This is a genomic window from Urbifossiella limnaea, from assembly GCF_007747215.1.
In the GTDB taxonomy this organism is placed as follows: Bacteria; Planctomycetota; Planctomycetia; order Gemmatales; family Gemmataceae; genus Urbifossiella; species Urbifossiella limnaea.
Genome location: NZ_CP036273.1, coordinates 7,334,038 through 7,359,699, shown reverse-complemented (window position 1 = coordinate 7,359,699; position 25,662 = coordinate 7,334,038). Strand labels below are relative to the sequence as shown.

General features: G+C 71.5%; 26 protein-coding genes. 19 read left to right on the top strand and 7 right to left on the bottom strand.

What is annotated here, in order from left to right; genetic code table 11:
• Positions 1–34: 34 nt before the first annotated feature.
• The 7 genes from ETAA1_RS32555 to ETAA1_RS29700 all read left to right on the top strand — a co-directional run bounded on the left by ETAA1_RS32555 (position 35) and on the right by ETAA1_RS29700 (position 6,075).
• The gene (locus tag ETAA1_RS32555) at positions 35–193 is read left to right on the top strand and encodes a hypothetical protein (RefSeq protein WP_202920510.1); all 159 of its coding nucleotides are present in this window, start codon (positions 35–37) and stop codon (positions 191–193) included.
• Positions 194–256: 63 nt separating this feature from the next.
• Positions 257–1,651 (top strand): transposase, encoded by a 1,395-nt coding sequence (locus tag ETAA1_RS29725; RefSeq protein ID WP_145233609.1) that lies wholly within the window; start codon positions 257–259, stop codon positions 1,649–1,651.
• Between the two features lie 249 nt (positions 1,652–1,900).
• Positions 1,901–2,086 carry a hypothetical protein gene (locus ETAA1_RS29720; RefSeq protein WP_145244231.1) on the top strand — a complete coding sequence of 62 codons (186 nt, stop codon included), beginning with the start codon at positions 1,901–1,903 and terminating at the stop codon, positions 2,084–2,086.
• A 30-nt stretch (positions 2,087–2,116) separates the two neighbouring features.
• A complete protein-coding gene (locus tag ETAA1_RS29715) occupies positions 2,117–3,520 on the top strand; it encodes a phage portal protein (RefSeq protein WP_145244230.1) in 1,404 nt (467 codons plus the stop codon).
• A gap of 350 nt (positions 3,521–3,870) precedes the next feature.
• Positions 3,871–4,710, top strand: a complete 840-nt coding sequence (locus ETAA1_RS29710) for a terminase large subunit domain-containing protein (RefSeq protein ID WP_145244229.1) — start codon at positions 3,871–3,873, stop codon at positions 4,708–4,710.
• 22 nt (positions 4,711–4,732) lie between these two features.
• On the top strand, positions 4,733–5,389 hold the full coding sequence (locus tag ETAA1_RS29705; protein WP_145244228.1) for a hypothetical protein: 657 nt from the start codon (positions 4,733–4,735) through the stop codon (positions 5,387–5,389).
• Positions 5,386–6,075 (top strand): phage terminase large subunit family protein, encoded by a 690-nt coding sequence (locus tag ETAA1_RS29700; RefSeq protein WP_145244227.1) that lies wholly within the window; start codon positions 5,386–5,388, stop codon positions 6,073–6,075. Before ETAA1_RS29705 ends, ETAA1_RS29700 begins: the two co-directional genes overlap by 4 nt.
• A gap of 79 nt (positions 6,076–6,154) precedes the next feature.
• Here the strand turns inward: ETAA1_RS29700 and ETAA1_RS29695 are convergent, their stop codons facing one another.
• A complete protein-coding gene (locus ETAA1_RS29695) occupies positions 6,155–7,684 on the bottom strand; it encodes a hypothetical protein (protein ID WP_145244226.1) in 1,530 nt (509 codons plus the stop codon).
• A gap of 197 nt (positions 7,685–7,881) precedes the next feature.
• Entirely contained in the window at positions 7,882–8,085 is a 204-nt protein-coding gene (locus tag ETAA1_RS29690; protein ID WP_145244225.1) for a hypothetical protein, read from the bottom strand.
• Between the two features lie 26 nt (positions 8,086–8,111).
• Between ETAA1_RS29690 and ETAA1_RS29685 the strand changes: the two genes are divergently transcribed.
• From ETAA1_RS29685 to ETAA1_RS29645, 9 genes are all read left to right on the top strand, one after another.
• Positions 8,112–8,762, top strand: coding sequence for a phage major capsid protein (locus tag ETAA1_RS29685; RefSeq protein ID WP_145244224.1), 651 nt, complete (start codon positions 8,112–8,114; stop codon positions 8,760–8,762).
• Positions 8,763–8,872: 110 nt separating this feature from the next.
• Entirely contained in the window at positions 8,873–9,244 is a 372-nt protein-coding gene (locus ETAA1_RS29680; protein WP_145244223.1) for a hypothetical protein, read from the top strand.
• Between the two features lie 68 nt (positions 9,245–9,312).
• Positions 9,313–9,906, top strand: a complete 594-nt coding sequence (locus tag ETAA1_RS29675; RefSeq protein WP_202920509.1) for a head-tail connector protein — start codon at positions 9,313–9,315, stop codon at positions 9,904–9,906.
• Positions 9,907–10,070: 164 nt separating this feature from the next.
• The gene (locus tag ETAA1_RS29670) at positions 10,071–10,658 is read left to right on the top strand and encodes an RNA polymerase sigma factor (protein WP_238389324.1); all 588 of its coding nucleotides are present in this window, start codon (positions 10,071–10,073) and stop codon (positions 10,656–10,658) included.
• Between the two features lie 145 nt (positions 10,659–10,803).
• Positions 10,804–11,598: a hypothetical protein gene (locus tag ETAA1_RS29665; RefSeq protein ID WP_145244220.1), complete on the top strand. Its 795-nt coding sequence runs from the start codon at positions 10,804–10,806 to the stop codon at positions 11,596–11,598.
• Between the two features lie 2 nt (positions 11,599–11,600).
• Positions 11,601–12,074, top strand: coding sequence for a hypothetical protein (locus ETAA1_RS29660; RefSeq protein ID WP_145244219.1), 474 nt, complete (start codon positions 11,601–11,603; stop codon positions 12,072–12,074).
• Between the two features lie 164 nt (positions 12,075–12,238).
• Positions 12,239–12,418, top strand: a complete 180-nt coding sequence (locus ETAA1_RS29655; RefSeq protein ID WP_145244218.1) for a hypothetical protein — start codon at positions 12,239–12,241, stop codon at positions 12,416–12,418.
• Positions 12,418–12,639 carry a DUF350 domain-containing protein gene (locus tag ETAA1_RS29650; RefSeq protein ID WP_145244217.1) on the top strand — a complete coding sequence of 74 codons (222 nt, stop codon included), beginning with the start codon at positions 12,418–12,420 and terminating at the stop codon, positions 12,637–12,639. The genes ETAA1_RS29655 and ETAA1_RS29650 overlap by 1 nt, the downstream gene beginning before the upstream one ends.
• A gap of 36 nt (positions 12,640–12,675) precedes the next feature.
• Positions 12,676–13,974, top strand: coding sequence for a sulfatase-like hydrolase/transferase (locus tag ETAA1_RS29645; protein ID WP_145244216.1), 1,299 nt, complete (start codon positions 12,676–12,678; stop codon positions 13,972–13,974).
• A 9-nt stretch (positions 13,975–13,983) separates the two neighbouring features.
• Here ETAA1_RS29645 and ETAA1_RS29640 read toward each other — a convergent pair whose 3' ends face one another.
• The 3 genes from ETAA1_RS29640 to ETAA1_RS29630 form a co-directional block, all read right to left on the bottom strand.
• Positions 13,984–14,778, bottom strand: a complete 795-nt coding sequence (locus tag ETAA1_RS29640) for a hypothetical protein (RefSeq protein ID WP_202920508.1) — start codon at positions 14,776–14,778, stop codon at positions 13,984–13,986.
• Between the two features lie 97 nt (positions 14,779–14,875).
• Positions 14,876–16,123 (bottom strand): secretin N-terminal domain-containing protein, encoded by a 1,248-nt coding sequence (locus ETAA1_RS29635; protein WP_145244214.1) that lies wholly within the window; start codon positions 16,121–16,123, stop codon positions 14,876–14,878.
• 94 nt (positions 16,124–16,217) lie between these two features.
• Positions 16,218–17,603 carry a DUF1501 domain-containing protein gene (locus ETAA1_RS29630; RefSeq protein ID WP_145244213.1) on the bottom strand — a complete coding sequence of 462 codons (1,386 nt, stop codon included), beginning with the start codon at positions 17,601–17,603 and terminating at the stop codon, positions 16,218–16,220.
• A gap of 244 nt (positions 17,604–17,847) precedes the next feature.
• On the opposite strand from ETAA1_RS29630, the gene ETAA1_RS29625 reads away from it, so the two are divergent.
• Entirely contained in the window at positions 17,848–18,594 is a 747-nt protein-coding gene (locus tag ETAA1_RS29625; protein WP_145244212.1) for a hypothetical protein, read from the top strand.
• Positions 18,572–20,845 (top strand): pentapeptide repeat-containing protein, encoded by a 2,274-nt coding sequence (locus ETAA1_RS29620; RefSeq protein ID WP_145244211.1) that lies wholly within the window; start codon positions 18,572–18,574, stop codon positions 20,843–20,845. Before ETAA1_RS29625 ends, ETAA1_RS29620 begins: the two co-directional genes overlap by 23 nt.
• A gap of 32 nt (positions 20,846–20,877) precedes the next feature.
• On the opposite strand, the gene ETAA1_RS29615 is transcribed toward ETAA1_RS29620, so the two are convergent.
• A complete protein-coding gene (locus tag ETAA1_RS29615) occupies positions 20,878–23,229 on the bottom strand; it encodes a spermine/spermidine synthase domain-containing protein (RefSeq protein WP_145244210.1) in 2,352 nt (783 codons plus the stop codon).
• A gap of 318 nt (positions 23,230–23,547) precedes the next feature.
• Here ETAA1_RS29615 and ETAA1_RS29610 point away from each other — a divergent pair, with 318 nt between their 5' ends.
• Entirely contained in the window at positions 23,548–24,354 is an 807-nt protein-coding gene (locus ETAA1_RS29610) for a hypothetical protein (protein ID WP_145244209.1), read from the top strand.
• 7 nt (positions 24,355–24,361) lie between these two features.
• Here the strand turns inward: ETAA1_RS29610 and ETAA1_RS29605 are convergent, their stop codons facing one another.
• Positions 24,362–25,639, bottom strand: coding sequence for an MFS transporter (locus tag ETAA1_RS29605; protein ID WP_145244208.1), 1,278 nt, complete (start codon positions 25,637–25,639; stop codon positions 24,362–24,364).
• Between the last annotated feature and the right edge of the window lie 23 nt (positions 25,640–25,662).

Sequence of the window (25,662 nt, the reverse complement as noted above, 5' to 3'; positions counted from 1 at the left end):
CGCCCGCCCCACCCCCACCCACAGGAACACGCTCATGGCCGTCGAAATCGAAGTGGACACGCCGACGAACGCGGACCTGCTGTTCGAGCCGATCCGGGAGCGGGTCCGCGGGCGGTTCCAGCCGTCGCGGGTCAAGCTGGAGGCGGCCGGCGGGCTTGCCATGCGTCTCCCGGAGGCAGGCCATTCACGGTGACGCATCCCGGTCGTAAGCCGTCCGCTGGCAGGGACTTGGCCAAGCCAGGGAGAGGGCGCGCCCATGCTGTTCGGTGGGGTCTTCGAGCGGTTCCTAGAGGAGAGCCCGCTCAGCGTGATGTCCCGGGCGACCATCGAGCACGCCCTCTCGGCCTCGGCCCTCGACGCGCTGTTCGACCGGACCGCCGAGCGCGGGTACACCCGGGAGTTGCTGTTCTCCACGACGGTCGATCTGATGACCCTGGTGGTCGGCGGCAAGGCCCTCCACGTCCAGGCCGCCTACCGGCACCTGCGGGACCGCGTCCCGGTCACCCTCAAGTGCGTCTACGACAAGCTCCGGAACATCGAGACGGGCGTGTCCGCGGGGCTGGTCGCGCACGTGTCGGGCCGGTGCGAGGGGCTGATCACCGCGCTGGGCGGGGGGTGCAAGAGCCTGCTGCCGGGCTACCGGGTGCGGGTCCTCGACGGCAACCACCTGGCCGCCACCCAGCGGCGGCTGGGCGTCACCCGGGGGCACACCGCCGGCCCCTTGCCCGGGCAGAGTTTGGTCGTGCTCGACCCGGCCCTGATGCTGGTCACCGACATCGTCCCGTGCGAGGACGCCCACACCCAGGAGCGGGCGCTGATCGACCAGATTGTGCCGCTGGTGCGGGAGCGGGACGTGTGGGTCGCGGACCGCAACTTCTGCACGGCGGAGTTCCTGTGTGAGGTGGCCGCCCGGCGGGCCTACGTCGTCATCCGACGCCACGGGAACCTGAGCGTCGAGGCCGAAGCCGGGTACGGGGCCGAGGTCGCGACGGACCGGGGCTGGGTGGGCGAGCGGCGGGTCTGGGTCTGCTGGGGTGGGGCGCGGTTGGTGCGCCTGCGGCAGGTGCGGGTGCGGCTGCGGGCGCCGACCGCGGACGGGGACGCGGAGGTGGAGATCCTGACCAACCTGCCGGCGAAGGTGCCGGCCAAGAAGGTGGCCGAGATCTACCTCAAGCGGTGGAAGATCGAGGGGGCCTTCCACGAGTTGACAGTCGCCTTGAACTGTGAGGTGAACACCCTGGGGTACCCCAGGGCCGCGCTGTTCGGGTTCTGCGTGGCGGTGGCCGCGTACAACGTGCTGGCCGTACTGAAGGCGGCCCTGCGGGCGGTGCATGGTGAGAAGAAGGTGCAGGAGGAGGTGTCGGGGTATTACCTGGCGCTGGAGTGGGCGATGGTGTACGCGGGGATGATGATCGCCCTGCCCGCGTCGGAATGGGAGGCGTTCGGTCCGATGCCCAGCCCGGAGTTGGCCGGCCACCTCCGCGAGTGGGCGGGCAAGGTCGACCTTGGGAGGATCAAGAAAGCGCCGCCCCGGAAGCCGACGAGGACGGCGACCCGACGGATCAAGGACAAGAGCCCACATGTTTCCACGGCCCGGTTGCTCGACGAGGGGAAGAAGACCCGTCAGGCGAAAGTCAGCCGGAATCCGTGAGTCTCACACCGTGAATGGCCTGGTCTCCCGGAGGGCGTCCCCGGGCAGCGCATCCGGCTGGATACCGCGGCGGACGGGACCGCGCGCGGGACGATCCTGGAGCCGCTCGCCGGCCCGGAGCACGCCGCCACCCGGGCGACCCTGGCCCGACTCGTCACCGGGGACGCTCACGCGACCGGGGACCGGCTCGGGTTCGCCCCGGCCGTCCGGGAGTACCCGACCGCCCACGCCCCGACGTGGCTCGGCTGGATGCTCCGGGCCGTCCGGGCGGGTTACGCCCGGGTGGTGTCGGGCACGCTCCCGGACGCCGTGCCGGCCGACTGCAAGCCGCGGGTGCTCTCGTCCATGTCCCAGCCGAACCAGCCCGACGCCCGCGACCTGCTCATCGGCGAGCTGATGCGGCGGCTGGACGCGCTGGAGAAGGCGAAGAAGTAACCCCACCCGGAACCCCCGAGAGGCGGCGCGATGCTCGATTGGCTCACCCGCCTCTGGCGGGGCACACCCGGCGCGGCGGACCCGGCGGGCGGACTGGTGCCGAAGGCGCCCCGGTCCGCCACGCTCACGACCTACATGGGGACTGGCGGGTTCGGGATGAGCCCGACCTGGAACGACGTGGACACCGCCCGGTTCAACACGGGTTGGGTGTTCGCGTGCGTCCGCGCCATCGCCGACCGGATCGCCGGCCAGCCGATCCGGGTCGGCCGCGTCACCAGCACACCCCGCCGCGGTTCAGGCCGGCGCGGCGGCCCCGGCACGGTCAAGGCCGCGTCCGCGGCGCCGCCGTGGATGCGGGCCGGGTCGGTCGAGGAACTGGACGCGCACCCGCTCCTGGACGCGCTCCACGACCCCAACCCGTACCTCGTGCCGTACAGCCTCATCGGGCTCACCATCGCCAGCCTGCGACTCGCCGGGGTAGGGTTCTGGTGGATCGACCGGGAGCGGGACGGCACGACGCGCATCTGGTATCTGCCGGCCGGGTGGGTGACGGAAGACCCGGACGCCACGGTCCCGCTGTCCAAGTTCATCGTCCGGCCTGCGCACTCGGCGGATGAGTTCCACCTGGATGCGACCGAGCTGATCCGATTCAGCACCCCGGACCCGGCCAACCCGTTCGACAACCTCAGCCCGCTCAAGGCCGGGCTGGCGGCCGTGCAGACCGACCGGGAAATCCAGACGGCGCAGCTCCTGGCGTTCCGCAACGGGGTGCTCGGGGGCACGCTCGTCACCGTGGGGCAGCTCCCGGAAGCGGGCGGGGCTGGCGCCGTAGGCGACCCGGACGGCCGCCCGCTCCTCACCCGGCACCAGCGGAACACGCTCGCCCAGCGCATCCAGGAAGCCTACGCGGGAAGCGCGAACACCGGGCAGCCGATCATCCTGGACGCGCTCATCCGGGACGTGAGGAAGCTGTCCGACAGCCCGGCGGAAATGGACTTCGGCGGGTCCAGCGGCATCACCAAAGAGCGGGTCACGCAGCTCTTCGGGGTCAACCCGATCATTCTCGGGCAGGTGGAGGGCGCCAACCGGGCGAGCGCCACGGTGGCGGATGAGCACTTCTGCTTTACCACGCTGGCGCCGCTGTGTGTGCTGATCGGCCAGACGCTGACGAAGTGGTTCCGGGTCCACCACGACGACCCCGGGCTGGTGGTGTGGGTGGAGCCGCCGCGCCCCCGCGACCCGGACGGCAAGCGCGCCGACCTGGAACAGCTCGCACGATACGGCGCCATCCGGGTGAACGAGCTGCGGCAGGAGCACGGGCTGCCGGCGGACCCAGACGGGGAAGGGTGGGTGAAGGGCACGGCGGCCGTGGCCGCGGGAGCGAGCGCCGACGGGGAGCGGCGGGCGGGGGTGGCGCGTGCCGACTCAGAATGACGCACCCCTGACCGCCCGGGACCGTGAGCTGGCTGCGCTCCTCGCGGTCGGGATGACCGACGAGGCAGCCGGGGCGCGGCTGAACGTGTCCCGCCGCACCGTCACCCGCGCGAAGGCCAAGCCCGGGTTCCGCGGGCTCGTGGACTCCCTGCGGGACGACGCCGCGGACCGGATCGTCGGGGCGCTGGGTGAGGTCGCCGCCGAAGCGGTCGGTACTCTCCGGGAGCTGCTCACCGCCCCGGGCGCGGCCGTCCAGCTCGGCGCCGTCCGCACCGCCCTGGAGTTCCTGATCCGCGGCCGGGAGCACGCCGAGCTCACCCGCCGCATCGCCGACCTGGAGCGCGCCTCCGATGTCGAGTCAGACGATTCGGTCCCGGCTGACGCGCCTGGAGCGGGTCCGGGCGACCCGACGGGCGAGCCGGCCGGACCGGCAGGCGCTGGACCGACTCCGGGCGGACCCGGCCCGGGTGCTGTCGCGGCCGGACCCGTGGCAGGCGGCGCTTCTGCGGGCGCTCCCCCCGCGCACGCTGGCGGTCTGCTCCCGTCAGTCGGGTAAATCCACGACGGCGGCCGGGTGCTGCCTCACGACGGCGCTTCTGGAGCCGGGTTCGCTCACCCTCATCCTGAGCCCGACCCTGCGCCAGTCGCAGGAACTGTTCCGCAAGGTGCTGACGCTGTACCGGGCGCACGGGCGGCCGGTCCCCGCGGCGGCGGTGAGCAAGACGGCGCTGGAGCTCGTCACCGGCTCGCGGGTGGTGGCGCTCCCGGGCGACCCGGACGGGATCGTCGGGTTTAGCGCCCCGCGGCTGGTGGTGATTGACGAAGCGGCCCGGGTCACGGACGAGCTGTATCAGTCGGTGCGGCCGATGCTCGCCACGAGCGGCGGGAAGCTGCTCCTGTGCAGCACCCCGTTCGGCCGCCGCGGGTTCCTGTGGCGGGAGTGGAGCAGTGAGACCGGCAATAGCGGCACCGAACCGGCCGCTAATTGGCACCGGGTCGAAGTCCCGGCGACTGCTTGCCCGCGGATCGGCGCCGCGTTCCTGGAGCAAGAGCGGCGGGCGCTCGGGGAACGGTGGTTCCGGCAGGAGTATCTCTGCGACTTCGCGGCCGACGCCGGGGCGGTGTTTGCGTTCGATGACGTGCTGGCGGCCGGGGTGGACAGCGCCCCGGATTGGGTCCAGGCGGCATGAGGCTCAACGATTTGAGGCGCTCGTGGACGACCCCATCATACTCGGGCCGTCGGGCCGGCTGGACGGGTTCCGGCCGCTCGCTCTCGCACCCGGGATGCTGGCCTCCTTCCCGGAGTCGGAGCGGGCGCGGCTCGGGTCCGGGTCGTTCGTCGTCGGGCCGTCGGGGCAGGTGTGGTGCCTGTCGGGCCGGTGCCCGGAACTGGTGGGGACATGGGAGCCCACAGCGGAGCGGGTCCGCCCCCTGCCGTGGGCGCTCGACCCGGACGAACGCGCCCGGCTGGACGGGTTCCCGCTGGCCGGGCTTCGCGCGCTCCGCTCAAGGGTCGTGGCCGATCCGGTCGAGAGCGCGCCCAGCGCGCCGCCGAGCGCCCCAGCGGCTCCCGCGGAGTTCCGGCCGGCTGAGGCGCCGATCGGCCCGCCCCGCGCGCCTGAGCGCGAATTTGACGGGGTAGGGGTGACGAAGCGGCGGACGCGCGGGCCGGGGAAGAAGTCCCGGCCGCCGGTTGTGCCGTGGGCCGGGGGGACGGCTGAGGAGCGCGCGGCCGAAATGGCGCGGCGGCGGGAGACCGGGGAAACGTTCGACGCCATCGGCCGGGCATTCGGGGTCAGCGCGGGGACGGTGTACCAGACCATCCGGTCGCACCAGGAGCGACTCAAACGGCGAGAGGCCGTGGCGTGAAGATCATCGCCGCCGACATCGCCAGCGTGAGCGACTACACCGCCGCGGCCGTGCTGGCGGTGTCGGACGCCGCGCCGCGGCGCTACTACCTGTCGGCGCTGGACCGCTGGCGGGAGAAGTACACCGTGACCGGGGAGCGGCTCGCCGCGCTCGCCCGCCGGCACCCGGACGCGGTGCTGGTGATCGACGCCACCGGGGTCGGGCGGCCCGTGCTGGATGCTCTGCGGGACGCGCTGCCGGGCCGGGCGGTGTACGGCATCACCATCACCGGCGGCCGGTCGGTCAACCGCGGGCAGGCGGCAGGGGACGTGACCGTCCCGAAGGCCGATCTGGTGGGGGCGCTCCAGGTGCTGCTCCAGAACCGCCGACTGGCGTGGCCGCGGGAACTGCCGCTGCTCAGGGAGCTCCAGGGCGAGTTCGCCGCGTTCCAGCCTAAGATCACGCCGGCGCTGCACCAGACCTACGGCGGGAAGGGTGAGCACGATGACTTGGTGCTGGCGCTCGGGCTCGGGTGCTGGCTCGGGGAGCACCTGCCGGCGCCGCTGGCAGACGTGGAGAGTTTGGTGCTGGGGCCGTTCCCGGAGCCGCGGCCGGAGCAGAAGAGCGGATGGGAGGCGATCGCGGACGAGTATCCAGACCTTTTCGGCTCACCCCCTGACAGCCCCATGTGTGGTATGGAGCTATGAATATGTGGCATGAAGTAATTCAGGGTTGTCTCGCAAAGTCCAAGTCAGTAGACGCAGGGTTGTCCAGGCGTTAATCACCTTATCCCAATCGTGTCATCGTATCGTTACGTGCCGCTGCCTCGATATTCCCCCACATGCCTCCGAACCCGATGTGGTTGAGGTAGAAGTGGGCGTGGTCGCGGACCCGCTGGATGTAATAGTCCCCCTCTGCCCGGCCGGCATCGTTCCTGGCCGCGGTGTGGATGTCGTTCCAAAGGTTCGCGTACCCGATAGCGGGCAAGTAGAATTGCGCATGGTCTCGAATGCGAGCGTTATAGTACACCTTGTCGGCGGCAAGCACAGCAGTCTCCATTTCCGCCTTCTTCGCCGCCCATGAAGCCGCGATCACCTCACCCCGCGTATCATTGGCGAAGAAGCCCCATATCCAGGACAAGTCTAACTCTCGCTGCTGCGTGGCCGACGCGATTGCGTCAGCGTGCATTTGCGTCCGTTGCGATACAGGCATTGTGATGGTGGTGATCGCCGGGTACGTACGACTATACCCCGTGGATCCCCCCGTGGGCACTCTCACCACCCCCCCAGCCCTTGACAGATGTGCGTGGATTGCTTCTCGACTGACGCCGAGGGGGGCTAGGCGCCGCACAAGTTCGTCGGTATGGATGAGGTAGGTGGGTGAATAGCTGTGTCTCATGTTGTCGAGTCGGCCGCCTGTGTCGTAGATGTTGGAGATGACCGCCGTCCCAAGCATCTCCTCCCGCCACTCCGATAGCATCTGCGTGCTATGGTCGATACACCGCTTCATAGCGGCCCAGACATTCCGTCGCTCACCGGTAGCGGCGGCAGGGAATGCCTTAATTCGTTCGGAAAGGGTGTTCAACCTTAGATCTGCCGCTGTGAGGAAGGATTTGTAGCAGATGCGGCCAAGTGACTTCGCACGGGATAGCGAAAACTCCGCATCCCGATCAAGGAGTGCTAAACGGTCGGTCGAGATAGTAGTTCGGCGATAATTGTCCAACGTGTTAATGATGGCGTCTAGATCTGATGCTAGGCGGTTTCGCTCGTTCAAGTCGAGAGCATCTCGGACCACTTGACCGACCATTGCAGCGAAACGATCAGTCTGAGCGCGTATCAGTGCCGCGATGTCGGACATGCTGGGGTTGGCGTTCCATGCATCCCAGACACGGTTCACCAGGGCACCGAACAACCCGCCAACTACTTGTTCTCCCAGTACCTGGGTGCCCCACGTTAACAGTTCCTCGCCGGTCATGGACCTGACAGCTTTGTCGAGATCTAGGACGTAGTAAGTGACGGATCCCGAACTGTCAGTGGAGCTGTCGGTGGAACTGTCGGTGGAACTGTCGGTTTGTTTGACGGAGGCAGATCTCTTTGCTGGAGCAGCGGGTGGGGGATCGACGGCCCACGACAGGAGCCGTTGCCCCGTCGGCATTCCGATGTCCAGAGAGAAGTCTAGTGGCCGTGGGATCGCCTTCGGGGGATCGGCAAGCAACTTGCCCTTCGCTAGCACATCTGGTTCGGAGGCAGCCTCTAAAAGTTGTTCGATGCGGGCCAGCCTTTCCTCTACACTCACGGGCGGTTTCGATTCAGACATCTGTACGACTCTGTTGGTGTTGCATTGCTCCATCGGCGCCTACCCAACGGGTAGCGCGTCAAGACCACGGTCTGACCGCCAGCCACGGAGCCGACCACAAAGAAAGCTTGAGTAGAGTAGCAGCAGTGTGCCCATGCAAGCCAAATCCTTAAAAAATCAGAATGCCCGATCAATCTGCCAGCGTCAGCTCAGCCGCATTAAAGTGTTGAGGCGCTGCCACGGGGTGATTCCCTGAGATAGACGTGGACGCTGGCGAAGCACACGCCCATCTCGTCCGCGATGTCCTGGAGCTTCCACCCGGCCGCCCTCAGCTCGTGCGCCCGGTCGATCCGGTCCTGGTACGCCGTGCTCGGGGTGCCCACGTCTTCGGCCGTGAACGACACCACCCACGGATTGCTCACTTCATAAGCCCGGGGTGTTCGTGAAGATGACGAACGAGCTCCTCCGGTTCGCCAGCCCGAGCGCCGAGGGGCTGGTGCGGTTCGACATGGCCCGCGCCGCGGCGCTCAAGGCCGACCTGGCGATGCTCGAAGGGACCGGCGGCACGCAGATCAAGGGCCTCACCACCTACAGCGGCATCGGCACACACACGGCGAGCACGACCGGCGCGAACGGCGACACGTTCCAGCCGGGCGACGTGGCCCTGATGGAGAGCAAGCTGCCGGACGCGGTGGACGCGCCGACGGCGTGGGTGATGCGGAAGGCGATGTTCGCGGCGCTGATGAACCGCCGGGCCGACGCGGTGAGCGCCGCCGACGGCAAGGGCGCCTTCCTGTTCCGCGGGTCGAGCTCGTCGAGCACGCCGCCGGGCGAGCTGTACGGCACCCGCGTGGTGCGGTCGAGCCAGGTGTCGGCGGCGCGGGTGAAGGGGAGCGGCACGAACCTCAGCTACGTGCTGCTGGGCTACTTCCCGGACTGGGTGGTGGCCCGGCTGGGGGTGATGGAGTTCCTGGCGAGCGGCCTCGGCGACACGGCGCTGCAGAACGACATGACGTACCTCCGCGGCATCCAGCACATCGACGCCGGCCCCCGCCAGGTGGCGAGCTTCGTGCTGTGCGACCAGCTCGTCGTCGGCTGATGAAGGGGTGAAGGGGTGAGGGGGTGAAGGGGTGACACCCGCTCGTCTTCTTCACCCCTTCACCCCCTCACCCCTTCACCCTTTCACGCGAACCCAACCAGGAGTGACCCGTGTCCACGCACATCAACGACATCCCCAACGCCGCCGTCATCGCGGCCGCGTTCCCGCCCGCGGTGATGACCGAGACCGACGCCGGCCCCGCGATCGACCTCGCCGACGCCGACGGGCCGTGCTTCGCCGTGCAGCTGGTCGGCGACGTGTCCAGCGGCGACACCGTCACCGGCGCCCTGTCCGAGTCCGACGACGGCGACACGTGGACGGCCGTGACCGGCGGCACGTTCACCGTGGCGAGCGCCGCCGGCGTGCAGACGCTGCGATTCGTCCGCACCAAGCGCTACCTCCGCTGGACCGGCACGATCGCCGGCACCGACCCGTCGATCCCCGTCGCCGTGGTCGCCGGCCAGCAGAAGAAGGTGTTCTGACCCGTCCGCCGCCCGGGGCCGTCCGCCCCGGGCGTTCCCTTTACCCCTCCACTCCGATGCTCGACACCTTGTCCAACGTCAAGGACGCGCTGCTGGTCGCCACCGGCGACGACGACGACACGCTGACGCGCCTGCTCGCCGCGGCCGACTCCTTCATCGCCGAGCACACCGGCCGGGCGTTCGGCGGCGGCACGTTCACCGAAGTCCACGCCGGGAACACCGGCCTGCTGTTCCTCCGCAACTACCCCGTGAGCGCGGTCGCCGGCGTCCGCGTGGACGCCGCCCGCCAGTTCGGCACCGACACGATCCTGCCCGCGGCGAACTACGTGCTGCACGCCGACCGCGGGGTGATCGAGTCGGTGGGCGGCGTGTTCCTGCGCTCGCGCGGCCGGCGCGGCTCGGCCGGCGCCCCGGGGACGGTTCAGGTGACATACAGCACCCCGACCGACGCCGTGCCCGGCGCCGTCAAGGAGGCGCTGAGCCAGCTGGTGGGTCACTGGTACCGGCTGGCGAAGACGAGCGAAGACCTCGGCGGCGTGCTGCTGACCGAGACGTCCGACGGCGCCGAGACGAAGCAGTACACTTGGAGCCTGGCGAGCGGCCTCAAGGTGCCGGCGGGCGTGCTGCAAATCCTGGCCCCGTTTCGGGTTCCGGCCGCCTGACGGCTTTCCGCCGCTTGCGGCGTAGCGAGGAACGACTCGCTACGCCGCAAGCGACGATTCTGTTTCCTACCAACGCCCCGTCCCCCATCACGTTACACCTTCCAGACGGGCCGGCCGCGGGGTAACTTGAACTGGCCCCGACCCGCCCCCAGACCCGGCGCCGCGTGTCGCTCGAACCCGACCCCCCCGCCGACGCGGAGGAGGAAGACTGGCTCCGGGCCGCCCTCGCCGGCGACCGGACCGCGTCCGCCCGGCTCGTCGAGCGGTACTGGGACCGGCTGTACCGGTGGCTGTGCCACCTGACCCGCGACCGGCACGCCGCCGAAGACCTGACGCAGGAAACGTTCCTGAAGGCCCTCGCGGCGCTGCCGTCGTTCCGGCCGGGGAGCAACTTCCGGGCGTGGCTGTTCCGGATCGGGCACAACAACTTCGTGAACCTCAAGCGGGCCACCCGCCGGACGCGGCACCCGCTGCCCGACGACCTGACCGCCGCCGGCACCGGCCTCGCGGAACTGGCCGTGGAAGACCGCGAGGCGCTGGCGGTGGTCGGCGAGGCGGTCGCGGAGTTGCCCGCCGACTTCCGCTCGGCGCTGCTGCTGCGGGTGGAGGAAGGGTTGTCGTTCCGCGAGGTGGCGAAGGTGCTGGGCACGACCGAGGAGACGGCCCGGTGGCGGGTGTTCAAGGCCCGCCAGAAGCTGATGAAGGTGCTCGCCCCCGAGTTGCTGCCCCCCGGGGCTGCCGCCGGGGAATGAAACCCAAGAGAATGGCCACAAAAAGGCACGAAAAGACACAAAAAGGGAACCAAGACCAAAACCGGATTTGAATTTTTCACGGTCTTACTTTTTGTGTCTTTTCGTGCTTTTTTGTGGCCAATGTCTTCTGTCCGTCGGTGATGCCATGACGTGTCAGTCGGTTCAGGCCCGAATCCTCGCCCTGCCGGACCCGCGGCAGCTGCCGGCCGACTTCCGCGCCCACGTCGCCGCCTGCCCCGACTGCGCCGCGTACTGGAAGCAGGCGGTCCGCCTCGAAACGCTCGTCGCCGCGCTGCCGGTGCCGCCGGCGCCCGCCGGCAAGAAGACCGCCTTCCTCGACGACCTGGCCGCCGAGGCGCTCGTCTTCCCGAAGGTGACCAGCACGCCGCAGCGTGCCTGGAGCATCCCCCGCCCGCCGGCGAAGGCGCTGGCCGGGCTCGCCGCCGCGGTGCTGGTGGCCTTTGGGGTGTGGAACGCGACCAAGGGCGTGAAGCAACCGGTGGTGGCGAAGGGGCCGGCGCCGCGGCACGCGCTGCTGGAGAAGGTGGTGCAGCGCGACGTGGCGCTGGCGAAGGCCCGCACCCCGAACGACCGCCTCGACGCCCTCGCCGGCCTCGCCGAAGACCTGGCGGCCGAGAGCCGCTCGCTGGCGCTGGTGGCCGGCGCCGACGACATGCGTGAAGTCGCCGACTGGTTCCGCACGGCTTCGGACGGCCTCGTCGAGCAGGCCGGTCGGGTGCCGCCGCACGCCCTGACGCCGGACCAGCGGCGGGCGCTCATGACCCGCCTGACGGACCGCCTCGCCGAGGCCGGCCGGGCCGCCGAGCAGGCCGCGAAGGAATCCCCGCCGCACGCCCAGCCGGCGCTGCGGTCGATCGCCGACACGGCCCGGGACGGCCAGACCAAGCTCCGGGTGATCGCCGCCCGGGAAGGCAGCTGACCATGACCCGCCCCGCCCTCACCGCCGTGGTTCTCGCGTCGCTCGCCGCCTGGGCCGGCGCGCAAGGCCCGACCACCGCCGCCGACAAGCTCCGCCTCCACCGCGCCAACCGCACCCTGCTCACGGACCTGGTGGGGAGTGGTGTCCGGCTCGCCGCGGCGGACCAACCCGTGACCCGCGCCGAGGCGTGCCAGCAGACGGCCCGCGCGGTCGGGCTGGCGGTCCGCCGCGCCGCCGAGGCCAACGAGACGGACCGCGTCGCGGAGCTGGCCGACCACTTCGAGGCGCTGGTGCGCGACGGCCTGGTGCCGGTGCTGACGGAGGCCGACGCGGTGGTGCCGCGCGAGTCGCCGGAGGGCGTGCGGCTGCGGGCGGTGCGGGCCGGCGCGAGTGCCGACCTGGACGCGACCGAGGCGGCGCTGCCGGCCGGCGAGCTGCGGGCAAAACTGGCCGGGCTCCGCGAGCGGCTGAAGTAACCTCACCCGCGGCGATGTGCCGGCCCGTTAGGCCGGGGCGCAAGCCCCGTCGGGCGCCATACCCCAGACGGGGCTTGCGCCCCGGCCTAACGGGCCACCGATTTCCCTTTCTCGCTCCCACCCCCGCCCGCTACAATCGCCCCGACCCCCGCCGCGGAGGCCGCATGCTCGCCCGCGTCTACCTGCTGCTCGGTACGGGCCTGCTCGGGCTGTACACCACGGCGTCGTTCCTGGGGTGGGAGCTCGGGGGCTACGCCCGGGAGACGGCCCAGCAGTCCACGGCCCGCCACGCGTCCGGCGGCCACCGGTCGAGCTGGGTGTCCGGGTACCGCGGGGGGAAGTGATGGACTGGACCAAACTCGGCGGCCAGGTCGTCACCATGGTCGTCGCCGTCGGCGTCGGCCTGGCGTTCTTCGCCGCCGCGTTCTTCCTCATCGCCAGGGTCGTGCCGTTCTCCCTGCGGAAGGAGATCGAGGAGGACCAGAACACCGCCCTCGGCGTCATCGTCGGGGCGGTCATCCTCGGCATCGCGATCATCATCGCCGCCGCGATCCACGGGACGTGATCGACTCGGCCGCCGCCCCCCAACCCCGAGGCCCCGATGCCGCGCCTCCTCTCCGCGCTCCTCGTCGCGCTCGCCGCCGGCCCCGCCGCCGCGGCCCCGAACGTCGTCCTCATCGTCGGCGACGACCAGGGGTGGCGCGACTACGGGTTCATGGGCCACGCCCACGTGCGCACGCCGCACCTCGACCGGCTGGCGGCGCAGAGCCTGCGGTTCGACCGCGGCTACGTCCCCACCAGCCTGTGCCGGGCGAGCCTCGCCACGATGATCACGGGGCTCTACCCGCACCAGCACCTCATCACGTCGAACGACCCGCCGCTGCCGCCGGGCCTCACCGGGGCCGCGGCGAACCGCGACGCCGGGTTCCTGGCGCAGCGGGCCGAGATGGTCCGCCTGTTCGAGCGCTCGCCGACGCTGCCGCGGCTCCTCGGCCCGAGCGGGTACGCCAGCCTGCAAACGGGGAAGTGGTGGGAGGGGAACGCCTGCCGGTGCGGCGGCTTCACCGAGGCCATGACGCACGGCGACCCCGACAAGGGCGGCCGGCACGGCGACGCGGGGCTGACCATCGGCCGGCAGGGGCTGGCCCCGGTGAAGGACTTCCTGGCCGCGGCGAAGAAGGACGGCAAGCCGTTCTTCGTGTGGTACGCGCCGATGATGCCGCACACGCCCCACAACCCGCCGGACCGCCTGTTCGCCAAGTACAAGGACAAGACGCCGTCGGTCCACGTCGCCCGCTACTGGGCGATGTGCGAGTGGTTCGACGAGACGGTCGGCGAGCTGCTGGCCGAGCTGGACGCGACGGGGCAGGCGGCGAACACGCTGGTGGTCTACCTGCACGACAACGGCTGGCTGCAGGACCCGAACGCGGCGGTTTACCTGCCGCGGTCGAAGCGCTCGCCCTACGACGGCGGTCTGCGGACGCCGGTGCTGGTGCGGTGGCCGGGCCGGGTGGCGCCGGGGCGGAGTGACACCCCGGTGTCGTCGATCGACCTCGCGCCGACGGTGCTGGCCGCGGCGGGAGCGCGGGTGCCATCGACGCTGCCGGGGGTGAACCTGCTGGACGCCGCGGCGCTGGCGGCGCGGCCGGCGCTGTTCGGGGCGACGTTCGAGCACAACGCCGTGGACATCCGCCGGCCGGCGGCGAACCTGCAATACCGGTGGGTGCTGGCCGGCGGGTGGAAGCTGATCCGCCCGCGCCTCGCGGCGGTGCCGGCCGGGCGCGTCGAGCTGTTCCGCGTGGACCGCGACCCGGACGAGCGCGACGACCGCGCCGCCGCCGAGCCGGCGCGAGTCGCCGAGCTCACCAAGCTCCTCGACGGCTGGTGGGCCGGGGAGTAGCGGCGCCCCTTAGCGCCCGACCGGCCGGGGCGCCGGGGCCGCGGGCAGCGCCGACTCGTCCTCGATCAACGTGGCCGTCAGCACCAGGTACGTCCGCACCGGGACGCGGCTGACGCCCACGTTCGTGAACAGCCGCGACACGTAGGGAATCCGCGACAGGACCGGCGGCCCGAACTCCTCGCGGACCTCCTCCGTCCGCACCGGACCGGGGATCACGACCGCCCGCCCGGCCGGCACCCGCACCGTCGCCTGGGCCGTCGCCGTGCTCACCTCCGGCGCCACGAGCGTCACTACCCCGTTCCGCAGCAACCCGTCCGCGCCGACGTGCCGCACGGTCACCGCCGCGCCCTGCACCACGTCGCCGACGCGCGTGTCGGTGTACTTCAGCCGGGCCGCGACCGCTCCGCCCGCGGCCGCCCGGCCGGTCAGCTCGAAGCGCGTGCCGACCTCCACCGTCTTCGTCGTGGGCAGCACCTGAACGCTCCCGTCTTTCAGGACCGCCTCGACCCCGGTGTCGAACGAGCGCGCCTGGCCGGTGAACACCTTCGCCGTCTGGCCCTCGGTCACCGTCACGCGCGGGGCCGTGAGCAGGTTGCCGCGGGCGCCGACCTCGGTCAGCAGGGTGCGGAGCTGCGCGTCGGTGAGCGGCGCGTCGAGGCCGGCGGGCGGGTCGCCCTGGATGGTGAGCACGCGGAGCTGGAAGATGATGGTCCGCTTGGCGTCGGCCGGGGCCGCGGTGAACTCGGCCCGCAGGCCGGGCGGCGAGACGGCGGCCAGCGCGGCAACGAGGATGAGGGGGTTCACACGGCGCCTCGCACGGGTACGGGCCGCGGCGTGCAGCCCGAGCCGGCGGACGATACCGCGGGCGGCGGCGGGGGCAAGTTGAACCCCCGCCGACGGGTTACGGCTTCTCCGACTTCACCACCGACGGCGTCAGCACGAACAGCAACGCGGTGGGCTTCCCGTCGGTCCCGGTCGTGGTCGGGCCGACGAGCACCACCGTCTCCCCGTCCGCGGCCAGCACCGTCGTCTGCACCGACTGGACGTTCACCGGGAACGCCCGCACCCCGGCCGCGGCGACCACCGGCGCGGCCACCGACCGGACCTGCGGCTCGACCCGCAGCAGCACCTTCCCGTCGGGCATGATGCGCGGCGTGATCCGGGCCGACAGCCCCGTCACGGTCCCGGCCACCGCCCCGGCGGGGACGACCGGCTCGCTCGGGCCGACCTGGAAGTGGCCCGTCTGGCCGTCGCGGACCAGCAGCTCCGGCCGCGCCAGGATTTCCCGCGTCGGGTAGTGCCGCAGCGCGACGTTGAACAGCACCCGCTCCCGCTTCCCGAGCGAGAACACGCCGCCGGCCTTGGTCAGCCCGCAGTCGTCGAGGAACGCCGGCGGCACCTGCGCGACCAGCGCCTGGATGACGACCTGCGGCGGGGTTCGGTCCAGTTCGCCGACCAGCGCCGCCACCGCGGCGTGCGTCGCCGGCGACCCCTGGACGACCAGCTGGTTCTCGGGGAGGTTGATGCGGAACTCGCGGTCGGTGCCGAGGGCGCGGCCGACGGCCACGGCCGCGTCGGCCGCGGCGACGTTCCGCAACTGGTAGGCGGCGGTCACGACGGGCACCTCGCGCGGCGCCGGCGCGGCGGGGACGGCGACCGGCATCGGTTCCAGGTCGAACGAGGCCACGACCGCGGCGGCGCGAGCCTGCATGGCGCGGGAGCCGGAAATGACGAACGCGTTGTTCCTGGCGTCGGGGACGAGCTGGACGGGTACGCCCGACGTGGTCAGCCGCTCGACCGCCACCTGGGCGGCGGCGTCCGCGGAGGCGTGCTGGAGCCGGAACACCCGCAGTTCCGTCCGCGCGCCCTCCTCGACTTGAGGCAGGAACTCGTCGACCCGCGCGTGGGCGGCCGCCGACCCCTGGACGAAGAGGGTGTTCGACGGCAGGTCGAAGGCGATGCGGGCGGTCAGGCCGGCGGTTCGCAGGTCGGCGGCGACGGCCGGTGCCGCGAGTTGGGCGGACGCGGACTTGAGCTGGTACGCTCGGGGGCGCACTTCCTCGATCGGCCGCTCCGCCGGGGCGGCCGTCGGCGGGGCGGGCGGGCCGCCGGCGCCGAGTACGGCCGCGACGAACAGGGTTTCGAGCATCCGCGTCTCCCGGCGGGCGGGGCGGGCGGGGGTGCCCGCCCCGGTCGGACGCGGAAGATAGCGAAGGCGGGCGGCCGCACAAGTCGAAGCCGGGCTACTCGAACAGTTCCGTCACCACCTCGCCGGTGCTCAGCGGGCGCGTCAGGCCGTCGCGCGTCACCCGCGCCTCCCACGGCACGCCCAGCGCGTGGAAGATCGACGCGCTCAAGTCCTGCGGCCGCACCGGCCGGTCCTTCACGTAGGCGCCGATCTTGTCCGACGCGCCCACGATCGCCCCGCCCTTCACGCCGGCGCCGGCCAGCAGCGCCGTGTAGCACGCCGGCCAGTGCTGCCGGCCGGGCGTGGCGCCGCCCAGCTGGTTGATCCGCGGCGTGCGGCCGAACTCGCCCATCACCACCACCAGCGTGTTGTCCATCAGCCCGCGGTCGGTCAGGTCCGTCAGCAGCGCCGACAGCGCGCCGTCGAGCACCGGCTGACACCAGCCCATGCCGTAGGAGCCGGTACCGAAGGCGTTGCCCATCCCCATCTCGCCGCCGTGCATGTCCCAGCTCGAACTCGGCGGGCCGTTGCCCCCGGTGCCCGGCGCCGGCCCCGTCCAGCCGTTCACCGTCACGAACCCGACGCCGGACTCGACGAGCCGGCGGGCCAGCAGCAGGTTCTGGCCGAGCGGGTTGCGGCCGTAGCGGTCGCGGGTGCGCGGCGACTCGCGCTCCAGGTCGAACGCCTCGCGCGGGCCGGTGCTGGTGGCGATGTCGAACCCGCGCCGCTGCACGCCGCGCCAGCCGTCGCCGCTGCCGGCCGGGCCGCGGTCGAGGCCGTCGAGGAGGCCGCGGCGGGCGTTCAGGCGGTCGGCCGGGTCCACGGGGATGAGCGTGTCGGGCGCCTTGAAGCCGGGCTTCGCGGGGTTGTTCTCGGCGGTGCCGACGAACAGCGGGGCGTGGTGCGGGCCGAGGTTGCCGCCGGTGCCGATGTTCGGGGCGCAGAACACCGGGTCGCCGACGCACTTGATGAGCCACACGTACGACGCCAGGCTCTGCCGCGTCGGCTGCACCTTCGACAGGACGGAGCCGAGGTACGCGGCGTCGGGCGGGGCGTTGTGCTGGCCGGCGAGCAGGTTGTGCATCGCGTCGAAGTGGTTGCTGATGTTCCCCGGGTGGGTCATCGAGCGGACGAGCGTGAACCGATTCGCCAGCGCCGACAGCCGCGGTTGCAGCTCGGACAGCCGCAGGCCCGGCACGGCGCTGGGGGCGGGGCGGTAGGGGCCGCGGATCTCGTCGGGGGCGTCGGGCTTCAAGTCCCACAGGTCGAGGTGGCTGGGGCCGCCGCACAGCAGCACGAAGATGCACGACTTCTCGGCGGCGCCGCGGCTGGTGCGGTTGGGGTCGGAGCGGGCTGCGACGGTGCCGGGGAGGCCCATCGTGAGGGCGGTGACGCCGCCGGCGGCGAGCAGTTGTCGGCGCGAGACGCGGGTCGAGGTCATGGGAGGCGCGCCTGGCGGGGAGGGGGGCTGATACGACTGTCCCCGCGCCGCGGCGCCGCGTCAAGCGCATTCCACCCCTGACAATACTGTGGGACGTAAGTCACATTCTGCGCTACGAAACCGCCACCGCTTCTGATATAAGCACACGCACACGGCTCACGTGAACCCCGCCCCCGCGCCGCTCGTCCTTAGCGACACGGGGGGCTGACCTATCCCCGTTCCGATGCCACCGACACTCGTCCTCGTGGACTACGACAACCTACGGCCGTCTCAATACGGGGAACGCCCCCGCTCCGGGCGGCGGCCGAATGCATCCGCTCACACCGATATATTCGAGCGTCTTCGCAGCGAACTGATCGCCCACTTCAGGACCCTTGCCGGACCGCACGACGTGAGGATGCGGCTGTACGGCGGCTGGAGCGACACATCGGGCGGCCGTCGGACCGAGACCGGAGACATGGTTGCCAGTGTCGTCTACAAGCACCGGGTCACGAACGTCGCCAATATCCGTGTACGTGCCGAACTCGTCGAAACGCTGGTGGACGACCGATACCGCGAGTCGCCGCTTTACCGCACATTCCGCCAACTCCCGTGGCAAGGCGCAAGGCTGGAACTCCGCCCACGGCCCGACGCCTGCACCGACTCTGCCGCGGCCTGCGCCGGATATGAGGCGTTCCGCAGTTGGGCGGTCAACGGCCGCTGCCCGAACCGAGCCAGTTGCTCGGCGGCCGTCAATGACTGCGTCGAGCAGAAATCACAGAAACTGATCGACACCATGATCGTGGCCGACGCCATCCTCGGGGCCGCCGACGGGTCGGGGGTCGCGGTCGTGTCCATGGACGACGACCTTGTGCCGGGCCTCCTCGCGGCAGCCCGGTACGGCCGCCCGACGGCCTTGATCCGCTTCGGGTATCGCAACCGGCCGGGTGAGTACGACACCATCCTCGAACACCACGGGGTCAACATTTATGACTACGACGATCTCGGCTGAGGACACCCTCCGCGAGACGATCCAGAAAGACCTGGCGTCCTTTGCCGACCCTCGAACCACGGTTGAGGTGACCGACCGTGAGGCCCACTGGGTACAGCGGCGGCAGGCCCGCACGATCCTATTCTTGGCCCCGCTGAGCCAGTCCGAGGTGCCGCCACGGCTGCGGTACGACGGGACGGAGTACGACTACGCCGCGTTCTTCGCATCCGAGTGGATGGCTGATCTCCGCGGACTGGCCGAGGCCATCCCGCACGAACTGGAGGCATCGCCGAACTTCGTGCGCAGTGGGTACGTGGACGGCAGCGCGGCAGCAGTCGAGGACGGGGCGGCTGTGGCCGAGAAGGCCGGCGAGCTGATGACCCGGTTGGGCGCGCCGGCCGACGGCCAGACCCGATCGAAGCTTGTGTTCCTCCAGGGCCGGGCCGGGGACGGAAAGAGCTCGTTGCTGACGCATTTGGCCCACGCCCATGCCCTCCGCTACCTGCGCGGGGAGACGACCTGGCTGTTCTTCTACATCGACGCCCAGGGGCAGGCGCTGGCCCGGCTCAACCAAGCAATCGCAACCGTTCTCCAGGACCTGCGGGCATCCTTCACCTACCACGGTCTGAGCACACTCACCCGTCTTGGGCTTGTCGTTCCTGTCGTGGACGGGTTCGATGAGCTCCTCAGCAGCGGCGGGTACGACGACGCGTTCGCGTCGCTCGAGGCGTTCGTCCGCCAGCTCGACGGCCGCGGTGTGCTGGTCGCGTCGGCCCGGTCCACCTTCTACAAGTACACCGGCCGGGCGGCCGGTGGCCGGGTGGCCGGCGGCCGTGAGGGACTCGCCGTTGAGACCGAGCCCGTCTTTCTCCAGCCGTGGGGCGATCGGGAGTCCGGGGAGTACCTGTGGCAGAGGGGTCTGGGTACGCAACTCGCCGCCGCTACCCCTGTCGAGGCGGCCGAAAAGGCTCGCAAGCTGCTCGGGGCGGCGGCGGACGAGGTGCTGTCGTCGCCCTTCCTGCTCACCCAGTTCGCCGACGAGGTTGCCGCCGGCAGACTGACAGACGTGGACCACGACCGGTTCCTCCACGGGGTGATCCGGTCGTTCATCACCCGCGAGCTGACCGGCAAGATTCTGAACACGCACGGCGACCCGATCCTGCGCGAGGACGGGCACGTGCGTCTCCTCGGAGCCCTGGCCGAGGAGATGTGGATACAGGAGACGCGGGAGCTGGACCAGGAATCGTTCCGAACGATCTGCGAGATGGTATGCGACGACCTAGGCCTGGACCCGTCGGCGGCCAAGCTCCTCCTCGAGCGGATGCCGAGCCACGCGGTCCTGACCAGGACCAACCGGCCGGTCCGGGTGGCCTTCCGGCACGAGCTGTATTACGGCTACTTCTTCGCCGAGTATCTCGAACGTGCCGTCCGCCGCCGGGACGAGGTTGAGTCCCTCCTTGCCCGGTCGAAGGTCTCGGCGCCGATCGCGGCTGAGTTCGCCGCCTTCGTCCGCCCGGCCGATGTTCCGAAGGTGGTCGAGACCCTCGGGAGTCTGCGAGGCGGGGCCAGCGTCCAAGAACTCCTTGCCGCGAACGCCGGCACTCTCGCGGCGGCCGTGGTCCGCCGCCACCCGGCCGCCTGCACGGGCGTTGAGTTCCGCGGCATGACGTTCGACGCCGTGGACTTGTCCGGCACCGCCCTCAACGATGCCTCGTTCACACGGTGTACGTTCGTTCGGGCCGACCTCCAGGGGACGAAGTGGGAAAACGTCCGGTTCACCAACACCACCCTTATCCGCCCGGTACTGTCGGAGGACACCGTCCTCGGGGTGACCGGGTTGCGGCTGCCGGAGGGCGTAGCCGGGGTCGTCGTGCGGCGCGGCCGCAAGGACGATGAGGAGTACAACCCGGCCCGAGTCCGCGAGTTGTTGGTCGCGCGGGGCGTGGTCCAAGAGACGCCGCCGCCGCCGCCGCTCACCCGTGACCAGCAGGAGCTGGTCAACAAGATGCACGACTTCCTGAACTGCGTGAAGCACACGACCTACTTCACCGAGGACGACTTCCTGCGGAAAGGGCGACCGCTATCCCAGTACGACGGGTTCATGCGGCTCGCGCAGCAGGCCGGGGTGCTCGAGGCGTCCAGCCGGGGAGCCCGGGGCACCAAGACATTCTATCGACTGCTGGTCGATCCGGACGACCTGAAGGCAGGCGAGTCAGGGGCGGTGACGAACGACCGCATCCGGGCCTTCTGGGACCGGGCGCTCGGGGCGTAGCAGACGTGTAGCGGGCGCGGCGTGGCTCGGGGTCATGCAGTTCGCTTTGGCACCGACACGGTCCCGCACAGCGCCGACAGCAGGTAGAACGCCGCCGCCACGCACAGCAGGTACTGGAAGCCCAGCACCACCGACGCGTTCTCCGCCAACCCGCCCAGCAGCGCCCCCGCCACGTTCGCGCCGAACACGCGGTCCGGCCGCGACGACCGCGCGAACGTCGTGGCGAAGATCACCCCCGCGAACGCGATCGGCAGGAACACCAAGAGGCACGCCCCCGCCAGCTGCGCCGCCGGCGGCAGGCCCAGGAAGTGGTCCACCTTCACCACCAGCCCCACGCCCAGCGACGCGAATAGCCCCACGTAGTACGGCAGCAGCGCCCGCGGCTTCACCCACCCGGCGAACAGGTTCCCCGCCAGGCTCATCACCAGGATCGCCGCGAACACCACCGAGTTCACCGTCCACGTGCTGCCGAACAGGAGCGCCATCTGCACCACCGCCTTCGTCTCCACCAGCATGAACCCGGCGCCCAGGAAGAAGCTCCGGCCCGCCAGCCCCCAGTCGGACGGCGTCCCCGCCGCGACCGTGCCCTCCCGCGGGCGGTACACCCACCACAGCAGCGCCGACAGCCCCACCATCAGGGCGATGCCCCGCCACGTCACGCGCGGGATGCCCGGCTCGCGGACGTACAGGAACGGCCAGTCGTCGGTCGCCAGCGGCAGGCCGCCGGTCTCGGCCACGTCCGCGACGCGCACCCCGACCCACGGCTTCGGCGTCCAGTTCACCGGCGGCAGCGGCTCGTCGGCCGGCGGCAGCGCGGCCGGCGCGATCGTGCCGCCCCAGCGCGTCGGGTAGCGGGCCGCGTCCGGGTGCGGGGCGCGGTCGCCGGGCACCCACAGGAAGTTGTCGTGCGCCGCGAACTGCCGCTTCAGCGGGCCGATCACGTTCTCGGAACCCGCCAGGAACGCGGTGAACGCCTCGGGCGCGAAGTCGTCCAGCTTGATGCTCGCGGTCGGCTCCTCGTTCAGCACGAAGACCGCGGGGTCGGCGCTGAACGCCTCTCGCAGCTCGGCGCGGATGCGGGCCGCGAGCCAGCCGTGGCGGAAGTAGTTGTAAACGGCGCACACCCCGCCCGGCTTCAGCACCCGCCGGGCGTCGCGGAACGCTTCGGTGGTGAACAGGTAGCTCTCGAGCCGCAGGTTCGAGTAGCCCGAGTGCAGCACCAGCGAGTCGACCAGCGCGAACACCACGAGGTCGTACGTCTCGGCCGGCGCTCCGCGGAGGAAGTTGCGGCCGTCGTTCAGCACCGGGTTGATCCGCGGGTCGGCGTACGGCGTGTCGGGGTGGTGCGCCTTGCCGATCGACTGGATGACCGGGTCGATCTCCACGGCGTCGATGCGCGCGTCCGCCGGGAGCCACTGGAGGGCGCGGGCCAGGTCGTTGCCGCTGCCGGCGCCGATGACGAGCACGCGGCGGATCTCGGGCCAGTCCTTCCCCGGCAGGTCGCGGCCGAACAGGTACGGCAGGGCGTAGTTCGCGTACCGGGCCACCGGCACCCGCTTCCGCGGCTCCACCACCTGGTGGCTGACGAGGTTCGTCTCCAGTTCGTCCACCCGCTCGCCGGTCTTGGTGGTCTGGCGGTGGAAGTCGATGCGGTAGTACGGCGACCACGCCGTGTCGCGGCTGCGGAGCGTGAAGAACCCGGACGTGGGCACCGTCAGCAGCACGGCCGCGGCGAGGAACAGCAGCGACTGCGTGCCCGACTTCGCAACGGGGGCTTCTTCGGGGTCGCGGCGCAGCAGGAAGTACCCGACCCCCGCGGCGACGGCGGCGAACCACACGACCGGCGGCAGTTGCAGGTGCGAGCAGAGCGAGAACGTGGCGATGCCGGCGAGGCTGCCGAGGAGGTTCGCGGAGTAGGCGCGGGTGCGGCTCGTCACGCGGGTGAAGGCGCGGCCCATCTCCTGCCCCGGCCCGATCAGCAGCACCGCGATCAGCACGAAGAACACGCCGGCGATCGCCTCGACGGGGACGCGGAACGGCAGGTTCACGAGCATGTCGCCGGCTTCGGCGCCGAAGTACACCACGTCCACGTCGGCCCGGTCGCCGACGGCGAGGAACTTCATCAGCGTCTGGCGGAAGCGCTCGGCGAGCAAGCCGAGCGCGACGGCGCCGGCGAGCCACAGCGGGGTGCTCGCCAAATAGCGGGTGCGGTTGCCGGCGGCGAGGCAGCCGACGGACATGCCGACGAAGCACGCCAGCAGCACAATGTTGGTGAAGAACGTGAGGAACATGACGTGCGACGGGAACCACCGGATGCAGGCGAGTTCCAGGAACAGGACGAGCCAGGAGACGAGGAACAGGTCGCGGGTGGGGCGGTCGGTCATGGGCTCGGCCGGTGGCGTGCGGGTGCGGGCGGACGTGTGTAAACCGTAGTTTACAATCGGCCGCGGCGAAAGGCGCGTACCACAACTGGCGCGGCAGGCTACGGTTGCGGCGCGGTGGTTGAGCCGGGAGGGCGTCGGCGAGTAGCCCGGGGTGCAACCCGGGGCGGGCCTCGGCGGAGTTCGCGGGTGCCACGGACAGCGGCACCGCCCGGGCCGGCCGGGGTTCCACCCCGGGCCTCACCCGTCGCCCGACTTCGCCTTGCGGCGGACCGGCGGTTCGGCGTCTAATCCGCGTCCGCCCGTCACGGAGGACGCGCCTTGCGGACCGACACCCTCCCCCTCCGCGCCCCCGCCGTGGAGCCCGACCCGGCGTTCGCCGCCCGGCCCGGGCTCGTCCGCCTGCGCGACGCCCTCCAGACCGCGGCCGCCCCGCCGCCCCGCCGCGGCCCGTGGAAGGAACCCCCCGTCTTCTTCTTCGACCCCGCCCGGCAGGCCGAACTCGACGCCGCCCGCGCCCCCCTCCCGCCCGCCGACCGGCACCCGCTCGACGCCCGCGTCGCCGCCGAACTGCCGGCGCTGATCGACTCCGTGGACGTGCGGCGGGTGGCGCGAACGATCCCCGGGCTGCGCGAGGCCGCGGCCGCGCTCGCGGGTCGGCTCCCCGCCGCGACGGACTTGTTCGACCTGCTCGCGGTGCCGGACGACGAGGTGGTGGTGGCGCTCGACCCGGCCCGCGGCGTCGGCGTCCGGCTGCTCGTCCGCGGCGTCGCCGACGTGGGCCAGCTACAAACGCTTCTCGCCGACGCGGTGCCGGAGCTGGTCGGTCGCGGGCCGGGGCGGTGGCAGGCGTACCGGCCCGCGGCGCTGCGGGCGGACGGGACGCTACCCGAAGGGGTGAGCGGGTACGAGCACTGGCTGTGGCCGCACGCGCCGCTCGCCGCGGTGCCGCTGGTGCGCGGCGAGCGGGTGCTGCTGCTCGGCCCGCCGGCGTTCCCCGCGGCCGACGCCGGGCCGCGCTTCCCGGAACTGGCCGCGGACGTGACGGTGCTGGCGGTGCTGGCACCGGCCGAGGTGGCGGCGCGGCTCGGCCGGCCGGCGCCGCGGGTGCTGGCGCGGGCGGCGTGACCCCGCCTCACGCCCGCCGGTCGTCGCGCCACAGCACCAGCAGCGCCGCCAGCCCCGCGAGCGGCGCCAGCCCGGCGATCACGAACCCGGCGTCGTAGCTCTTCGTCGCCTCGATGTGCGCCCCGATCCGCCCCTGCACCGTCCCCACCACCACCCACGTCACCGCGGCCAGCGCCCCGGACAGCACGCCCATGTGCTTCGCGGGCAGTTCCTGCGCCAGCGCGTAGTACACCGGGTGCAGCCCCAGCACGCCCGCCCCCACCAGCATCAGCGCCGGCAGCAGCACCCACGGGCTCCCGCCCAGCGCCGGCACCGCCACGGCCAGTGCCGTCAGCCCCGCCCAGCCGGCGTACACCAGCACCCGGGCCGGGTGCACCCCCCACCCGCGGCCGGCCAGCCACTTCACCGCGAACCCCGCCAGGATGCACCCGACATCCGCGGCGATGTAGTACCCGGCCACGGCCAGGTCTGCGAGCCCGGCCGGGTACTGGTGGTACTCCTTCAAATACTTCGGCAGCCACGCCCGGACGAACTGCCAGCTCACGCCGATGCACGTCACCACCGTCACCAGCACGGCCACCCGGCGGACGAACCCCCACACGTCGGCCGGGCCGGCGTCGCCGGACGCGGGCGGCGGCGGCGGGCCGTCCAGGTCGCCGCGGCGGACCAGCGCGAACCACACCGGCACCCACAGCAGGCCGACCGCGCCGACCGTCCAGAACACGACCTCCCACCCGAGCCCGAGCGCCCGCAGCAGCATGACGTACAGCGGCACCAGCACGGCGCCGACCGTCGCGCCGCTCTGCAGGAGCCCGTTGCCGAACGGCCGGTCGGCGGCGGTGAGCACCTGGCGGGCGGTGATGAGCGCGCACGGCCAGTGCCCGGCCTCGAAGAACCCGAGCACGGTGCGGCACAGCACGAGCCACCGGAACGCCCCCTCGCCGGGCTCGTCGCCGGGTGATTCGAGCCGCCCCGAAATGCTGGGATCGGCGGCGAACGGGGTGACGATGCCCGCGAGCGACCAGCCGACGAGGACGAGCGGGTAGAGCCGCCACGGCCCGAACCGGTCGGCGAGGAGGCCGAAGACGACCGACCCGACGGCGAAGGCGTAGCTGAACCACTTCTCGACCTGCCCGTAGCGCGCGTCGTGCAGGTGGTACAGCTGCTTCAACTCGGTGGCGGTCTGGGCCAGCGCCTGCCGGTCCATGTAGTTCAGCAGCGTCGCCAGCAGCAGGACGCCGCAGACCCACCACTTCCACGAGGAGGAACGAGCGGGAGGCGTCACGGCGGCCGGCTCCGGGTTGCGGG